This window comes from Actinokineospora sp. NBRC 105648 (assembly GCF_030269645.1).
Taxonomy (GTDB): domain Bacteria; phylum Actinomycetota; class Actinomycetes; order Mycobacteriales; family Pseudonocardiaceae; genus Actinokineospora.
The window spans coordinates 1-17132 of the sequence record NZ_BSTR01000040.1 but is presented as its reverse complement, the minus strand read 5'-3'; the positions used below and the strand labels follow the sequence as shown (position 1 = coordinate 17132).

9 protein-coding genes are annotated in these 17132 nt (G+C 73.3%); 8 read left to right on the top strand and 1 reads right to left on the bottom strand.

The features are described from left to right. Positions 1–50: 50 nt before the first annotated feature. The 8 genes from QSK30_RS27345 to QSK30_RS27310 are packed head-to-tail and all read left to right on the top strand — an operon-like array spanning position 51 to position 16159. Positions 51–254 carry an MbtH family protein gene (locus tag QSK30_RS27345; RefSeq protein WP_285507090.1) on the top strand — a complete coding sequence of 68 codons (204 nt, stop codon included), beginning with the start codon at positions 51–53 and terminating at the stop codon, positions 252–254. Continuing rightward, complete coding sequence (locus QSK30_RS27340) at positions 251–3730, top strand: non-ribosomal peptide synthetase (RefSeq protein ID WP_285507088.1); 3480 nt, start codon at positions 251–253, stop codon at positions 3728–3730. Before QSK30_RS27345 ends, QSK30_RS27340 begins: the two co-directional genes overlap by 4 nt. Then, complete coding sequence (locus tag QSK30_RS27335) at positions 3727–7047, top strand: non-ribosomal peptide synthetase (protein ID WP_285507087.1); 3321 nt, start codon at positions 3727–3729, stop codon at positions 7045–7047. Before QSK30_RS27340 ends, QSK30_RS27335 begins: the two co-directional genes overlap by 4 nt. Continuing rightward, positions 7044–10979, top strand: a complete 3936-nt coding sequence (locus QSK30_RS27330; RefSeq protein WP_285507085.1) for a non-ribosomal peptide synthetase — start codon at positions 7044–7046, stop codon at positions 10977–10979. Before QSK30_RS27335 ends, QSK30_RS27330 begins: the two co-directional genes overlap by 4 nt. Then, the gene (locus QSK30_RS27325) at positions 10960–12237 is read left to right on the top strand and encodes an MFS transporter (RefSeq protein WP_285507083.1); all 1278 of its coding nucleotides are present in this window, start codon (positions 10960–10962) and stop codon (positions 12235–12237) included. Before QSK30_RS27330 ends, QSK30_RS27325 begins: the two co-directional genes overlap by 20 nt. Next, positions 12234–13781, top strand: coding sequence for a condensation domain-containing protein (locus QSK30_RS27320; RefSeq protein WP_285507082.1), 1548 nt, complete (start codon positions 12234–12236; stop codon positions 13779–13781). The genes QSK30_RS27325 and QSK30_RS27320 overlap by 4 nt, the downstream gene beginning before the upstream one ends. Then, entirely contained in the window at positions 13768–14703 is a 936-nt protein-coding gene (locus tag QSK30_RS27315) for a TauD/TfdA family dioxygenase (protein WP_285507080.1), read from the top strand. Before QSK30_RS27320 ends, QSK30_RS27315 begins: the two co-directional genes overlap by 14 nt. A 1-nt stretch (position 14704) precedes the next feature. Beyond that, positions 14705–16159, top strand: coding sequence for an amino acid adenylation domain-containing protein (locus QSK30_RS27310; RefSeq protein WP_285507079.1), 1455 nt, complete (start codon positions 14705–14707; stop codon positions 16157–16159). Between the two features lie 49 nt (positions 16160–16208). Here QSK30_RS27310 and QSK30_RS27305 read toward each other — a convergent pair whose 3' ends face one another. After that, positions 16209–16886 carry a hypothetical protein gene (locus QSK30_RS27305; protein WP_285507078.1) on the bottom strand — a complete coding sequence of 226 codons (678 nt, stop codon included), beginning with the start codon at positions 16884–16886 and terminating at the stop codon, positions 16209–16211. Between the last annotated feature and the right edge of the window lie 246 nt (positions 16887–17132).

The window sequence follows — 17132 nt, the reverse complement described above, 5'->3', positions numbered from 1 at the left end:
CCACGCGGGCTCCTAGCGTCCGCTCGTCCGGTTGAGACCTCGACCGGGGGATGGGGATTTCCGAAGTGCCTGAGGCGTTCGTGGTCGTCGTCAACGACGAGGAGCAGTACTCGGTGTGGCCGCGGGGGCGGGAGCTGCCCGCCGGGTGGCGGGAGACCGGCTTCACCGGGGCGAGGGCGGATTGTCTGGACCACATCGACCAGGTCTGGACCGACCTGCGGCCCGCGAGCCTGCGCCGGGCGGTTCAGGCATGACCGTGGCGGCACAGCGGCGAGCGTCCTATGCCGACCTCGCCGCCCGGCTGGCGGGCGGGGTCTCGGTGAACCCCGACGCGGTCGCCGTCGCGGACGGCACCGGGGCGCGGCTCACCCACCGCGAGCTGCGCGAGCGGGCGCGCCTGCTCGCCGGTTACCTGCGCGTGACCGGTGTCGGGCCGGAAAGCGTTGTGGCCCTTGCCCTCGCGCCGTCGGTGCACACCGTCGTCGGGATGTTGGGCGTGCTCGAGGCGGGTGCGGCCTACCTGGTGCTGGACCCGGCCGACCCGGCAGACCGATTGCGGACACTGCTCCACGACGCGGGTGCGCGGCTGGTGCTCACCGACGGGGAGCTGGGTGACCTACCGGCGGTGTCGCTGGGAACCGCGCTGGCCGAGGCCCCCGAGGAAGACGCGGCCCCGCTGGTCCACCACCCGGACAGCCTCGCCTACGTCTGCTACACCTCGGGGTCGACCGGGCGCCCCAAGGGCGTCGGTGTCACCCGCGCGAACCTGGCCGCCTACCTGGACCAGATCCTCGACGTGCTCGCCCCCGAGCCCGGGGACGTGTTCAGCCTCCTGCAGCCGTTCACCTTCGACTCCGGTGCCACGGTGATCTACCCCGCGCTGGCGACCGGCGGCACGCTGTGGGTGGCGACCCCGGAGCAGGTGGTGGACGCGGCCTGGGTCCGCGGCCACCTGGCGGAGGCGCGGGTCGACTACGTCAAGATCACCCCTTCGCACCTCGTCGCATTGCGGGACGCGGGCGGCGCGGACGCGGACCTGTTGCCGCGCAAGGCATTGGTGCTCGGCGGTGAGCGTTCGCGCTGGTCGTGGTTCACCGAGCTGGCGGCTGCCCGGCCCGGCTGCGCCGTGGTCAACCACTACGGCCCGACCGAGACGACCGTGGGTGTGGCCGCGCTGCGCGGACCCGCGGGCGTGGTCGACCCGGGCACTGACACCCCGCTCGGGCCGCCGATGCGGCACGCGTCGCTGTACCTGCTCGACGAGCACGGCGACCCCGTGGCCGACGGGCAGCCGGGGGAGATCGTCATCGGGGGCGACCAGGTCAGCCGGGGCTACCTCGGGCTGCCCGGTCGCACCGCGGCGGTGTTCGTACCCGATCCGTTCGCCGCCCGGCCGGGTGCGCGCATGTACCGCACGGGCGACCGCGGCGCGCGCCGCGCCGACGGCACCATCGAGTTCCTCGGGCGTTCCGACGACCAGGTGAAGGTCCGCGGATTCCGGGTCGAGCCGGGTGAGGTGGCCGAGGTGTTGCGTGGGCACCCGTCCGTGCGCGACGCCGTTGTCGTGCCGTGGCGCGCCGGTCTGGCCGGCTACGTCCTGCTGACCGACACCACCAACACCAACACCGCCGACGCCACCGACACCGCGGCCATCCGAGCCCACGTCGAGCAATCGCTGCCCGCCCACCTCGTGCCCGACGTGATTGTCGCACTCGACGCGTTCCCGCTCACCGCGCACGGAAAGCTGGACACCACAAGGCTTCCCGAGCCCGCTGTGCACACCGGCGACGGCCCGCGCACCGACACCGAGCGCGCGGTCGCGGCCCTCTTCGGCGAGCTCCTCGGCCTCGACCGCGTCGGCCACGCTGACGGGTTCTTCGCCCTGGGCGGACACTCGCTGCTCGTGGCGAAGCTGCTGTCCCGGCTGCGCGCCGCGTTCGCCGTGGAGGTCCCGGCCCGGCAGGTGTTCGAGGCGCCGACAGTCGCCGGGATCGCCGAGCACGTCGACGCCGCCCGCACCAGGGGCGGTGCGCAGTTGCCGCCGGTGGCCAGGGCGCCGCGCACCGGTCCACTGCCCGCCTCGCACGGCCAGCAGCGGCTGTGGTTCCTCAACCAGCTCGACCCGACCAGCCCGCTCTACAACACCAACCTGGGCGTGCGCGCGCTCGGCGAGCTGGACACCGCCGTGCTGCGGGCGTGCGTCGCGGAGCTGGTCCGCAGGCACGAGGTGCTGCGCACCCGGCTGGTGGCGGGCCCGGACGGGCTGGTGCAGGTGATCGAGCCGGACCCGAGGATCCCGTTCGAGCACGTCGACCTGTCCGACACCGCCGAGGAACGCCGCGAGGACCAGCTCCGGGCGCTCATCGCCGAGTGCACCGAGCGCCCGTTCGACCTGACCGCCGAGATCCCGGTCCGCGCGCTCATCGCCCGCTTGGCCGAGGACGAGCACCTGCTGTTGCTCACCATGCACCACGTCGCCACCGAGGGACCGTCGATGCGGATCCTGCACCGCGAGCTCGGCGAGCTCTACCCCGCGCTCCTGGCCGGGAACGCGCCCGAACTGCCCGAACCCGCCGCCCAGTACGCGGACTTCGCGGTCTGGCAGCGCGACCTGCTCGCCCGCGGCGCCTACGCCCGGCAGCTGGAGTTCTGGCGGGAGCGGCTCGCCGGGCTGCCCGCCCGGGTCGAGCTGCGCACCGACCTGCCGCGCCCGGACGAGGTCAGCCCGGCGGGCGACCGGGTCCGCTTCGCGGTGTCGCGGGAGCTGACCGAGCGGCTGCGCGCGTTGGCGGCGGCGGAGAGCGCGACGCTGTTCATGGTCCTGCTCACCGGCTTGCACCTGGTGCTCGCCGAGCGCACTGCGCAGCGCGACGTCGCGGTCGGCATCCCGGTGGCGTTCCGGCCCCGGCCGGAGCTGGAGGGCACGGTCGGCTTCTTCGGCAACACCCTGGTGCTGCGCACCGACGTCGACCGCGGTCTGGGCTTCCGCGAGCTGCTGCGCCGGGTCCGCGCGGTCACCCTCGACGCGATCGCCAACCGGGACCTGCCGTTCGAGGCGCTGGTCGAGGAGATCCGGCCGCGCAGGCGCTTCGGCGACACGCCGCTGGTGAACGTGATGATGATGGTGGCCGAGGAGGAGCGGCCGCCGGTCGTGCTCGACGAGCTGACCCTGCAGGCCGAACCGGTCGACACCGGCACGGCCAAGGCGGAGCTGGTGGCGCTGTTCGAGGTCGTGGCGGGCGGGCTGGCCGGGGAGCTGGAGTTCCGGACCGACCTGTTCACCGCGGCCGGTGTCGCCCCGCTGGCCGCCCGGTTCGAGCAGGTGTTCACCGAGGTGCTCGCCGACCCGGACGCGCCGGTCTCCCGGTTCGTCAGCGCCGACCCGACGCTGCCCGTGCCGGTCGAGGAGGCGGTCGCCGCCGCGGCGGACGACGAGGATTACGTGGCGCCGCGCACCGAGCTCGAGGCGGAGCTGTGCCGGGTGTGGGTCGAGCTGATCGGGAACCCGGACATCGGGGTGACCGACCACTTCTTCGACGTGGGTGGCCACTCGCTGCTGGCGACCCGGGTCGTGGCGCGGATCCGGCAGGACTACGGGGTCGCGGTGCCGTTGCGCTGGTGCTTCGACAGCCCCACGGTCGCCGACCTCGCGGTGGTGGTGCTGGTCGGCCAGTTCGCCACCGCCGAGGACGGCGAGGACCTGCTGGCCGAGGTTGAGGCGGACCGGTGACCAATCCCCTGGACCGGGTCGCCGCCCTCGGACCCGCGCAGCGCGCCGAGCTCGAGCGCAGGCTCCGCGCCGCCCGCGGCACCCGCACGCCCGCCCCCGCCCGGCTGGCCGCGGCCAGCGCGCCGCTCTCGCCCAGCCAGCGGCGGATGTGGTTCCTCGACCAGCTCGGCCCGGAGTTCCCGGCGTACGTGATCGTCGCCGCGTGGCGGGTCGAGGGTGACCTCGACCGGACCGCGTTGGCCGGGGCGCTGCGGTCGGTGCTGCAGCGGCATCCCGTGCTGCGAACGGTCTTCACCGAGACCGACGGCGAACCCCGGCAGGTGGTCCGGCCGGTCGCGGGCGAGGTGCCGATGACCGTGACCGACCTGTCCGACCTGCCGTCGGAGGAGCGGCAGCCGACACTTCGGCGGATCGCGGGGCAGGAGTCCGGCAGGCGCTTCGACCTGGCCGCCGGTCCGCTGATCCGGTCGCGGTTGCTCGTGCTGGGCCCGCGCGACCACGTGCTCGTGCTCGCCGCGCACCACATCGCGCTCGACGGCTGGTCGCTCTCCCTCGTGCTGTCCGACCTGCTGAGCGCCTATGCCGACGCCGTCGAGGGCCGCACGCCCTCGTGGGCCCCGTTGCCCGCCACCTACACCGACTTCGCGACCCGCTACACCGAACCCGGGGTGGACGAGGAACTCGGTTACTGGCAAGAGGCGCTGGCCGGAATGCCCCAGACGCTAGCGCTACCCACGGATCGACCGCGCCCGGCGCGGCCGACCTACCGGGGTGGTCAGGTCACCTTCTGGTTCGACGACGACCTGACCGCCCGACTGCACGCGCTCGCCCGCGCCGAGCGCGCCACGCTGTTCACGGTGCTCCTCGCGGGTTGGCAGGCATTGCTGTCCAGGTACACCGGCAGCACCGACATCCCGGTCGGCAGCCCGGTGTCGATCCGGCCGGACGCCGACTTCGACGGTGTGGCCGGGCTGTTCCTGAACACGCTGGTGCTGCGCGGTGACCTGTCGGGCGACCCCGACTTCCGGACCGTGCTGCGCCGCACGACCGACCGCGTCTTCGCCGCCTTCGACCACCGCACCTACCCGTTCGAGCGGCTGGTCGACCAGCTCGCCGAGACCCGCGAGCTCACCGGCAACCCGCTGTTCCAGGTCATGCTCGTCCTGCAGAACACGCCCGCCCCGCTCACCTCGGCGGCCGGGGTGCGGCTGGTGCAGCTCGACCTGGCCCCGGAGACCGCCAAGTTCGACCTCAACCTGCAGGTCACCGAGGTCGGCGGCAGGCTGCGCGGCGAACTGGTCTACGCGGCCGAGCTGTTCGAGCCCGACCGGGCCCGCCGGATCGCGGGGCACTACCGGCAGCTGCTCAGCGCCGCGGTCGCCGATCCGACGCTGCCGGTCGCCGGTCTCCCGGTGCTGACGCTGGAGGAGGAGGCGCTGCTCGGGGCGTGGAACCGGACGACTGAGGACGCCCCGTGCCCGCGGCTGCCCGACCGGGTCGCCGAGGCGGCGGCCCGGTGGCCGGACCGGCCCGCGATCCGGGCTGACGGCGCGGGGGAGTGGTTGTCCTACCGGGAGTTCCACGACCGGGTCGGCAGGCTGGCCGCGCACCTCGTCGCGCTGGGGGTCGGGGTGGACACCGTTGTCGGGGTCTGCCTCCCGCGCGGCGTGGACCTGGTCGTGGCGTTGCACGCGGTGCAGGCGGCCGGTGGTGCGTACCTGCCGCTGGATCCGGACCACCCGGCGGCGCGCTCGCGGTTGCTGGTCGAGGACGTGCGGGCGAGCGTTGTGGTCACCACGTCCGAACACGCGGGTGTCTACGCGAATACGTTGGTACTGCTCGATACCGAGCGCGAGGTGGTGGCCGCCCGGGTTCCGCTGTCGGCGCCGGTCCCGACTCCGCCCGAGGCGCTCGCGTACGTGATCCACACGTCCGGCTCGACCGGGCGGCCGAAGGGCGTCGGTGTGTCCCACGGCGCGATCGCCAACCGGATCTCGTGGATGCAGCGACACTTCCCGCTCGACGGCGACGATCGGGTGCTGCAGAAGACGCCCGCGAGCTTCGACGTGTCCGTGTGGGAGTTCTTCTGGCCCTTCACCGTCGGTGCGGCGTTGGTCGTGGCCGTGCCGGACGGGCACCGCGACTCCCGGTACCTCGCGAGCGTGATCGACCGCGAGTGGATCACCACTGTCCACTTCGTACCGTCCATGTTGGATGCTTTCCTGGAGGAACCCGATCTCGGCGGTCCGGCGGGGTCGCTGCGCCGGGTGTTCTGCTCGGGGGAGGCGCTGCCCGGCGACCTGGCGGCGCGCTGCCTCGCCGCGCTGCCCGCCACGGAGCTGCACAACCTCTACGGCCCGACGGAGACCGCCGTCGACGTGACCTGGCAGCCGCTGCGCGGACTCGACCCGCGTGTGGGCGTGCCGATCGGCAGGCCGGTGGACAACACCGCGGTCGAGGTCCTCGACACCGGGCTCCGCCGGGTGCCCGTCGGGGTGCCGGGCGAGCTGTGCGTCGGTGGCGTGCAGCTGGCGCGGGGCTACCTGGGCAAGCCGGGGCTGACCGCGGACCGGTTCGTGCCGAACCCGTACGGGCCGCCCGGGTCCAGGCTCTACCGCACCGGCGACCTGGCCCGCTGGCGCTCGGCGCCCGCGAGTGCCGGGGTGGGCACGCTGGAGTACCTCGGCAGGCTCGACCACCAGGTGAAGGTGCGCGGTGTGCGGATCGAGCCCGGTGAGGTCGAGGCGGCGCTGCTCGACCAACCGGAGGTGCGGGCCGCGGCGGTCGTGGCCCGCGGTGGCAGGCTGGTCGCCTACCTGGCGACCGACGCCGACGTCGACTGGGCGGCTCGACTGGGCGAGCGCCTGCCCGCCCAGCTGGTGCCGGACGTGTTCCACCGGCTCGACCGGCTTCCCTTGACCAGGAACGGGAAACTCGACCGGGCGGCACTGCCGGACACCCGCGTGAGTGCTTCGCGGGCGGAGGGTCCGCCCGCGCCCCTCACCGAGCGGGAGGCGGTGGTCGCCGGGATCTGGCGGGACGTGCTCGTCCTCGGCGAGGTCACCGCCGAGGACGACTTCTTCGCCGTCGGCGGCGACTCGATCCGCAGCCTCAAGGTCGTCTCCCGGCTCCGCGCGGTGGGGTTCACCGTCTCGCTCGCCGACCTGTTCCGGTCCCGGACCGTGCGCGAGCTGGCCGCACGCCTGGACCACGCGCCCACCCCGACGGCACCCGCGCCAACCGCGAGTGCCTTCGACCTGCTCAGCCCGGCCGACCGCGCGCGGCTCGCCGGACCCGGAAAGGAAGGGGCCGCATGACGGCCACACAGTCCATAGTGGACGCCTATCCGCTCGCCGCGTTGCAGGCGGGTATGCTCTACCACGCCGAGTTCCGCGAGCGCACCGCCGCGTTCCACGACGTGCTCACGCTGACCCTGGCCGGGCGGTGCGACCCGGCGGTGCTCGCCGACACCCTGGCCGACCTGGTCGCCCGGCACCCGGTCCTGCGGACCTCGTTCGACCTGGCCGACTTCTCCGAGCCGGTGCAGCTGGTGCACGCCACCGCGACGGTGCCGCTGGGGGTGCTCGACTGGCGGGCCGAGCCGGGTCCGTCCACCGAGGCGTTGCGGCGCTGGCGCGCGCAGGAGCAGTTCCGGCCGCACGACCTCGGTGCCGCTCCACTGCTGAGGGCGACCGTGCACCTGTTGTCCGACAGCGAGTTCGCGCTCTCGCTGAGCTTCCACCACGCGATCCTGGACGGGTGGAGCGTCGCGGGCCTGGTCGACGAGCTGGTCCGCCGCTACACCGCCCGGCTCGCGGGTGAACCGCTGCCGGTGGTCGCGCCCGTGGACACCTTCCGCGACTTCGTCGCCGCCGAGCGGCAGGCGGTGTCGGACCCGGTGACCCTGGAGCACTGGCGCGGCGTGGTCGACGGCGCGCCGACGTGCCAGATCCCGTTCCGGCCCGGCTACCCGGCCGACGGGCCGCTGGTCAGCGACCGGCACGTGGTCGAGTTCGACCGCGGTCTCCGGGACCGGCTCGCCGCGACCGCCACCGAGCTGCGCAGGCCGGTGCGGACCCTGCTGCTCGCCGTGCACCTGCGCGTGCTGGGCCTGCTCACCGGCCTGCCCGAGGTCGTCACCGGCGTGGTCACCCACGGCCGCCCGGAGACCGAGGGCGGCGCCGAGGTGGCCGGGCTGTTTCTCAACACCGTGCCGCTGCGGGTGCGGGTGGACCAGCCGGGCTGGGCCGCCCTGGTGTCCGAAGTGGACGCCGTGCACACCGCGCTGCTGCCGCACCGGCGGCTGCCGCTGTTCGAGGTGCAACGCCTGGCGGGCCGGTCCCCGCTCTTCGGCACCGCGTTCGACTTCCACGACTTCCACGTCGACGACTCCCGTGGCGAGGAGTCCAGCGGCGCGCAGGCGGACCACGGCGTCCGGGTGGTGCGCCAAGACCACGCCGAGACCACCGACATCCCGTTCACCGCGGTGTTCGCGCGCGGCGGTGGCGAGGCCGGGCTCACGCTGTCCTACCACCGCACCCGGTTCCCAGCCGAGCAGGTCGCGGCGATCAGCGCGTACTACCTCGCCGCCCTGGAGTCGCTGACCACCGACCCGCACGGCGACCCGCGTCGCACCGCGCCACTGCTGCGGCACGACCTCGAGTCGATCAACCGGTGGAACGGCACCGCTGTCGCCGCGCCCGCGGCCGAGACCCTGCACGGCATGGTCGCCCACTGGGCCGCGGTCACCCCCGACCGCGCCGCCCTGATCGACGACGGCGCGACCGTCACCTTCGGCGCGCTGTGGCACCGGATCGGCCTGCTCGCCGACCGGCTGCGCGACGCAGGCGTGCGGCGCGATGTCGTGGTGGCTGTGGCCATCCCGCGTTCGGCGGACGCGCTGGTCGCCGTGCTCGCGGTGCTTCAAGCGGGCGGCGCGGCCTTGCCGCTCGACCTCGACCACCCCATCCTGCGGCTGCGGGAACTGGTCGCCGACGCGGGTGCGCGAGTCGTCATCGCCACCGATGCCGTGCGCGCGCGGTTCGACGGCGTGACCGTGTTGGTGGCGGGCGCCGGCGCTGGAACCTCGACATCGCAGGCAGTTCGCGCCGCGCGCCCGGACGACCTGGCGGCGGTGCTGTTCACCTCAGGGTCCACCGGCAGGCCCAAGGGCGTGCTGCTCACCCACCAGGCCATCACCCAGTTCTGCGCCTGGCACGGCAGGCACATCGGGCTCACCGGTGCCGACCGCGTCCTGCAGCGCTCCCCGCTGAGCGTGGACGGCACGTTCATCGAGCTGGCCATGGCCTACGCCGTGGGCGCCGCCGCGGTCGTGGTCCCCACCGAGGCCGTGATCGACCCGGACACCTTCGCCGAGGTCGGCACCCGGCACGGCGTCACCACCGCCTACCTGGTCCCGAGCCTGCTCACGCCGCTGGTCGAGGCGGGCGCGGTCGGCCGGGTGGCCTCGCTCCGGCACGTCGTCTCCGGTGGCGAGACGCTGCCGCGCGCGGTTGTCGAGGCGTTCGGCGCCCAGTCCGGGGCCCGGCTGCACAACATCTACGGCCCCACCGAACTCGGGGTCGCGGCCACCGAGTGGCCCACCGACCCGGGCAACCCGGACGGGCCGGTGCCGATCGGCGGCCCCGGTCCCGGCACCGAGCTGCACGTGCTCGACGACGCCGGTGAACCCGCCCCGATCGGTACCCCGGGCGAGGTCTACGCGGGCGGACCGCAGATCGCGCGCGGCTACCTGGGGAAGCCGGGCCTCACCGCCGACAAGTTCGTCCCCGACCACCTCTCCGGCAGGCCGGGCGCGCGGCTCTACCGCACCGGCGACCGGGCGCGGTGGCTGCCCGGGGGCCTGCTGGAGTTCGCGGGACGCCGCGACGACCAGGTGAAGATCAACGGCATCCGGGCCGAGCTGGGCGAGATCGAGGTGCGGCTGACCGAGCACCCCGGCGTGCTGCAGGCGGCCGTGGTGCTGCCCGCCGAGCGGGGGCAGGTGCTCACCGCCTACGTCGTGTGGGCGGGGGAGCGAGAGGGGGCCGCGGCGGCCCTGCGCGCGTTCTGCGCCGACCGCCTGCCCGCCGGGTTGGTGCCGGGTCGCTTCGAGTTCCTCGACGAGATCCCGGTGCTGCCCAACGGCAAGGCCGACCGGGCCGCGCTGCCCGCCACGGGTGCTCGCGAGGTCGCCTTCCAGCCGCCGCGGGACCTGGTGGAGTCGCGGCTGGAGACGCTGTGGGAGGAGGTCCTCGAACTCCCGGCCGTCAGCATCCGGGACGACTTCTTCGCCCTGGGCGGCCATTCCCTGCGCGCGTTGCGGCTGGTGATGCGCTTGCGCAAGGAGTTCGGCCGCGAGGTACCGGTCGAGACGCTCATGACCCACCCGACCATCGAGGAACTGGCGACACTGCTCCGCTCGCCGGAACAGCTCGCGCCCGCCGCGCCGGTGATCCCCCTGCGCGAGCACGGTTCACGGCTGCCCGTGTGGTTCATCCACGCCCTGGGCGGTCAGGTCTTCCGCTACCGCAAGCTCGCCGGACTCCTCGGCGACGACCAACCCGCCTACGGCATCCCTGCCCGCGGCTTCGCCGCTGACGAGAGCGCCCAGGACACGGTGACGGCGATGGTCGACGACTACGTCGACCGGATCCTCGCCACCACCCCGGACCAGCCTGTTGTCCTCGCCGGGTTCTGCGTCGGCGGCAACCTCGCGCTCGAGGTCGCCCGGCGGTTGCGGTCGAAGGGCGTGCCGGTGCCGCTGGTGGCCGTGTTCTGGTCCCAGGCGGTGGACTCGGTGTCACCGGAGTTCGCCGACGACACCAGGCTGATGCTCAGCGCGCTCGCGGGCGCGCCCATCGGCGTCGACCACGACACGCTCGCGGCCCTGCCGCCACGTGCACGGCTCGCCGCCATCGTCGAGGGCGCGTCGGCCACCGGGTCGCTCGACCCGGCCGTGACCGACCTCGACCAGGCGGAGCGGATGCTGAAAGTGTTCCGTGCCAACGCAACCGCCCTGCGCGGCTATCGGCACGCGCCCTACGGCGGCCCGTTCGTCCTGCTGACACCCGAGCAGGACGGCGAGAACCCGTTCGGTCCGGCGCACGGCTGGGACGAGGTGGTCACCGGGCGGCTCGACGTGGTGACCGTGCCGGGGAGCAGGTACGACACCGCGGAGGAGCCCCACGTGCGGGGAACGGCGGCCGTGTTGCGGGAGGTGCTCGACCGTGTCGACGGAAACCGCTGACAAGACCGAGGTGCCGGGGCTCTGGCGCAACCGGGACTTCCGGCTGCTGTGGGCCGGGCAGAGCCTGTCGCTGGTCGGCTCGCAGGTCACGCTCGTGGCGATGCCGCTGGTCGCGGTGACCCTGCTCGCCGCATCGCCCGCGCAGATGGGCGTGCTGTCCGCCCTGGAACGGCTGCCGTTCGTGCTGATCCTGTTCGTCGGGGTCTGGGTCGATCGCGTGCGGCGACGGCCATTGCTGGTGGCGACCGACCTCGCCCGCGGGGTTTTGCTCGCGTCGGTCCCGGTGCTCTTCCTGGCCGACGGGCTGACGCTGGCCTGGCTGTGCGCGGTGGTCGTCCTGGTGGGCGCGTGCCAGGTGGTGTTCGACGTCGCCGACCTCGCCTATCTCCCGTCTCTTGTGGACAAGCGCAGGCTGACCGAGGCGAACAGCAAGATCCAGGTCTCGTACTCGGTGGCCCAGATCGCCGGGCCGGGTCTGGTCGCGCTGCTGCTGGGCTGGTTCTCCGCCGCCGTCGTGATCGTCATCGACTCGGTGACCTTCCTGGTCTCGGCCGTCGCCTGCCTGCTCATCCGGCACCGGGAAGTGGTGCCGCCGCGACCGGGGAACACGCGTGAACCGGTGCTGCGGTCCATCAAGGACGGCGTGCGCTTCGTGTGGGGGCAGCCGTTGCTGCGACCCACGCTGCTGGCCACCGCGTTCTTCATGTTCTTCTGGACCGGGATCCAGACCCTCTACTTCCCGTACGCCTACCGGGAGCTGCACGTCCCGGCGAGTGCGATCGCGCTCGTCCTGGCCGCGGGCGCGCCCGCCGCGCTGGTCGGCGCCGCGCTCGGGCCCAAGCTCGTCGAGCGGATCGGTCTCGGCCGGATGCTGCTGATCTCCGGGGTGTTCGGCAACGGCTCGTTCCTGTTGCTGCCGTTGGCGACCGACCCGGTCTGGCTCGCGGTTGCCGTGCTCGCCGCCGCGCAGCTGCTCTTCGGGGTCGGCATGCCGCTCGGGGTGATCGTGACGATGACGATCCGGCAGGCGGTGACCCCCGACCGGCTCCAGGGCCGGGTCGCGGCGACCTTCCGGGCGTTCGGCGTCGGTCTCTCACCGCTGGGCGCGCTCGCGGCCGGGTTCGCCGCCGAACCGCTGGGCACGCGCACCACGATCGCGATCTGCGCGGTGGGTCTGCTGCTGCCCCTGGTGTTCCAGTTCCTCTCGCCCCTGGTCCGGCTGCGCGAGGTCCCGGCGACCGAACAGGAGCCCGCATGACGGCCACCACCGACGTGACGGCCCTGCTCGGTCGGGTCTGGGCCGAGTTGCTCGGCGTCGACTCCGTGGCACCGGACGACGACTTCTTCGCCCTGGGCGGCCATTCGGTCACCGCCACCCGGCTGACCGCGCGGGTCCGGAAACGGCTCGGCGTCGACCTGCCGGTCCGCGCGGTGTTCGAGGACCCGACCCTGGCCGGGCTCGCCGCCCGGGTCGCGTCCGCGCCGGTTGTACCCCCCACTGTGGACAGACCGGCGCGGGTGATGTCGGACGTCCAGCGGCTGCAGTGGTTCGCGGAGATGTTCTCCGACGGCCACTCGCCCTACACGATCCCGCTGACCGTGCGGATCCGCGGTCGCCTGGACACCCCGGCCCTGCGCCGGGCCCTGCGCGACGTGGTGGCGCGGCACGAGGTGCTGCGGACCCGCTACCCGGACCGCGACGGCCAACCGGTGCCGGAGGTGGATCCGGCCGACCGGTTCGCCGTCGGGATGCTCCGCGTCACCGAGGACGACCTCGACGGGTGGCTGCGCGCCCAGGCCCGGCTGCCGTTCCGGCTCGGCACCGAGCTGCCCGTCCGCGCCACCCTGTGCAGGCTGTCCGCGACGGACCACGTGCTCTCGCTCGTGCTGCACCACATCGCGGGCGACGGCTGGTCCCGTGCGCTGCTCCTCGACGACCTGGCCTCGCTGTACGCCTTCCACCGCGGCCTCGGGCCCGCGCCCGCGACGCCGCGCCAGTACACCGATGTCGTCGAGCCCGAGGCGACCGACTCCGACGTGCGGTGGTGGGTCGACCACCTCCGGGGAGCGCCCAGCCGCACCACTTTCGCGGGATCGTGGCCGCGCCCGGCGGCGCTGACCGACGCGGGCGACAGCGTCCCGCTGCCGATCGGGCCCGAGTCGACCGAGCGCGTCCGGGCGGTGGCCACCGCTTGCGGGACCACGACCTACGCGGTGTGCATGGCGGCCCTGGTCGCGCTGCTGTCCTGGGACTCGGGGGAGACCGACGTGGTCGTGGCGACCTCGGTCGCCGGACGGGCCGAACCCGACGCCGAGTCGGTCGTCGGCTGCTTCATCAACACGGTGGCCGTGCGCACCCGGGTCGGCGTCGAGTCGACCGCCCGCGACCTGTTCGGGGCGGTCATGCGGTCCACGGTGGACGCGCTGGACCACCCCGGGGTCTCCTTCGACCGGATCGTCCGGGACCTGGGCGGAGCGCGCGACCCGGCCTACCGGCCGTTGTGCCAGGTCATGCTCACCATGCACAACGAGCCCGCGCCGCGCCCGCAGCTGGTCGACCTGGACGCCCAGTGGGTCGAGGTCGACAACGGTGGCGCCAAGTGCGACGTGTTCGTCGACCTCACCGACGACGGCGGTCCGCTGCGCGGCCTGCTCACCTATCGGACCCAGTTGTACGACCGGGCGTTCGCGGCCGACCTGGCCGCCCGGCTGTGCACCCTGCTCGACCTGATGGCCGCCGACCCCGACCGGCCGGTGGCGGCCCTGCGGAGCCTGCTGGAGGAGACCCATGTCCAAGCCTGACCTGCTGACCCGCGGTGGCACGGCGCTTGCTCTGTACACAGTGGACGACCGGGGTGCGTTGCCCCGCCTGGGAGGGGAACTTGACGAGGCGCTCACCCGGCACGGCGCCGTGCTGGTGCGTGGTCTCGGCCTCGCCACCGCGGACGACTTCGGCCAGGCGGTGCGCGTGTTCGGCGAACCCGCGACGAGCTACCGCGGCGGGAACACCCCGCGCAGCACCGTGGCCACCGGGGTGTTCACCTCGACCGAGTACCCGGCGCGATACCCGATCTCCCAGCACAACGAGCTCTCCTACGCCCCGCGGTGGCCCGAGCGGCTGTACTTCTGCTGCCTGGTACCCGCCGAGACCGGCGGTGCCACCCCGGTGTGCGACGGCCGGGCGCTGCTCGCCGACCTCGACCCGGCCGTGCGCGAGCGGTTCACCGCGCGGGGCGTCGAGTACCGCCAACACCTGCACGGCGGGTACGGGTTCGGCAAGTCGTGGCAGGACACGTTCGAGACCACCGACCGGGCCGCCGTCGAGGAGTTCCTCCTCGGGGCCGACGCCGAGTTCGCCTGGACCGCCGACGACGACCTGCGGATCACCCAGCGCAGACCCGCGACCCGCGCGCACCCCCGGACGGGAGAACAGGTGTGGTTCAACCAGGCCGACCAGTGGCATGTGTCGAACCTGCCGGGTGACGAGGCCGCGTTGCTCGTGGACGCGGTCGGCGGGGAGGACAACCTGCCGCACAACGCCCGGTACGGCGACGGCTCGGCACTGACCGCCGCCGATCTCGCCGCGGTCCGGGACGCCGCCCGGGCGCACACCCTCGCGGTGCCGTGGCGGTCGGGTGACCTGCTGATCGTGGACAACATGCTGGTCCTGCACGGCCGCGAGCCGTACACCGGGGACCGGCGCGTCTTGGTGGGGATGATCTGAGGTGGCCGGAATCTGTTCCCGGTTCGAGCGCTGGGCCCGCGAGACCCCGGACGCGCCCGCCGTGGTCGCCGCCGACGGCAGGCTGACCTACGCCCAGCTCGACGCCCGGGCGTCCCGCTTCGCCGCCCGGCTCACGGCGGCGGGGGTGGTGCCGGGCGCCGTGGTCGCGGTGATCATGGACCGGTCGGTCGACCTGGTGGTGGCCCTGCTCGCGGTGCTCAAGGCGGGCGGCACCTACCTGCCGCTGGACCCCGGCGACCCGGCGATCCGGCTGGCCGCCCTGCTCGCCGACGCCCAGCCCGCGCTCGCGGTGTGCGACGGCGCCGGGTTGTCCGTGGCGGGGGTGGACCTGCCGAAGCTGCGCTGCGAACCGGATGGCGACCGCGACCTGGCCGCCGAGCCGGGCGTCGACGGCGACCTCGCCTACATCGCCTACACCTCCGGCTCCACCGGCACGCCCAAGGCGGTGATGGTCGGCCACGACAACGTGCTCAACCTGGTCACCGACCCGAACTACCTGCGGCTCACCCCGGCCGACCGCGTGCTGCAGTTCGCCCCGGTCGCCTTCGACGCGGCGACGTTCGAGATCTGGGGGCCACTGCTCAACGGCGCGTGCGTGGTCGTGGGGCCGCCGTGGTTGCTGTCCGCGGCGGACATCGCCGAGTTCGTGCGGGCGAACGGGGTGACCGTGGCGTGGCTGACCGCCGCGTTGTTCCACCGGCAGGTCGACGAGGCGCTGGAGGCGTTCGAGGGGCTGCACACGGTGATCGCGGGCGGGCAGGCGCTGTCGGTCCCGCACGTGCTGGCGTTGCGCGAGCGGGTGCCGGGCTGCCGGATCGTCAACGGCTACGGGCCCACCGAGTGCACCACGTTCGCCTGCTGCCACCTGGTCGGGGTGGACGAGCCGCTGGCAGGCTCGGTGCCCATCGGCGTCCCCATCCAGGGCGCCACGGCCCACGTGCTCGACGAGGCGGGGCGGGAGGCTCTCGAAGGGGAGCTGTACATCGGTGGGGCAGGGGTGTCCCGCGGCTACTGGCGCAGACCCGGGCTGACAGCGGCCCGGTTCGTCCCCGACCCGTTCCGCGCGGGCGCCCGCCTGTACCGCAGCGGCGACCTGGTGCGCCGGATCGCGGAAGGGGCACTGGTGTTCCTGGGTCGTGACGACGACCAGTTCAAGCTGCGCGGCCACCGCGTCGAGCCGGGCGAGATCGAGAGCGTGCTCACCGCCCACCCGCGGATCCGGCAGGCCGCGGTGCTCGTGGACCACAGCGGTGCCGAACCCCGACTCGTCGCCCACGTCGTCCCGCTCGGCCCGGCCCCGCTCAACACCCGCGACCTGCGCCGCTTCGCCCTGGCCCGGCTGCCGAGGCACATGGTCCCGACGACGTTCGTCCCGCGTGCCGAACTCCCCGTCACCCGGAACGGCAAGACCGACCGCGCGGCCCTCGCGACCTGAGAGCACGGGGCGCGCCGCTTGATCGCGGCGCGCCCCGTGCGGTCAGTCGTCAGGGCGTACCGAGGTCCAGCGGGAGGGCGGCGATGTTGGCGGCGTCGATGGCCCACCCCGCGGCCCCGGGACCGCACCTGGCCGCCAAGTCCTGGCTACCCGAGACGTGGGTGGCGGTGTTGAACGGGGCGTTGGGTGTGGTGGCGAGCAGGTTGGTGTAGAGGAAATAGCGGTTCGAGTACACACATTGATGCAGATTCAGGAATTGGCCACTCGCCAGGTCCAGGGACTGCACGGCCACGTTCGCGGTGTCGAGCGTCCACCCGGGCGCCCCGGGTGCGCATTTCGGAGTGGTGTCCGGCGTGTAGGAGAGATTGGTGCCCGTGTTGAAGGGCGTGTTGGGTGTGTTCGAGAGCAGGTTCGTGTAGAGGAACCGGCCATTGGAATATACGCATTGGTGCAGGTTCAGGTACCGGCCGCGCACCCGATCCAGTGACAGCACGGACACATTCGCGGGATCGAGTCGCCAGCCCGGGGCGGCCGGACCGCACTTCGCCACGGTATCCCTGGTGTCGGAGATGTTCGTCCCGGTGTTGAACGGTGTGTTGGGCGTGTTGGCGAGGAGGTTCGTGTAGAGGTAGCTCCCGTTCGTGTAGACGCACTGGTGCAGGTTCAGGTACCGGTCTCCCGCCGCCAGCGCGGGTGCCGCCGTGGCCGCGAGCAATGTCGCACTCACCGCTGCCACCACAGCGGACTTCCACGTCGTCAAGGCTCGTGGAAAACGCATATCGGGTCCTCCTGGTTTCTCGCGCGGAAATCGGCCGCACCGCGCTCACAGTAGGGCGGAATGGTGTTCGGGACTGCCCCGGGTTCGGTTGACACTCGGGGTTGATGGTTCTCAAGCCGCCTGAGCGGCCTTGTAGATGGTCTCAAACTCGACTGGGGTGAGTCGCCCGAGGCTCCGTTGTCGGCGTCGTCGGTG

Bases quoted from the DNA above. Each gene is read 5' to 3' on its own strand.
- QSK30_RS27340 (WP_285507088.1), top strand. From the start codon at position 251: ATGACCGTGGCGGCACAGCGGCGAGCGTCCTATGCCGACCTCGCCGCC.
- QSK30_RS27320 (WP_285507082.1), top strand. From the start codon at position 12,234: ATGACGGCCACCACCGACGTGACGGCCCTGCTCGGTCGGGTCTGGGCC.
- QSK30_RS27315 (WP_285507080.1), top strand. From the start codon at position 13,768: ATGTCCAAGCCTGACCTGCTGACCCGCGGTGGCACGGCGCTTGCTCTG.
- QSK30_RS27330 (WP_285507085.1), top strand. From the start codon at position 7,044: ATGACGGCCACACAGTCCATAGTGGACGCCTATCCGCTCGCCGCGTTG.
- QSK30_RS27345 (WP_285507090.1), top strand. From the start codon at position 51: ATGGGGATTTCCGAAGTGCCTGAGGCGTTCGTGGTCGTCGTCAACGAC.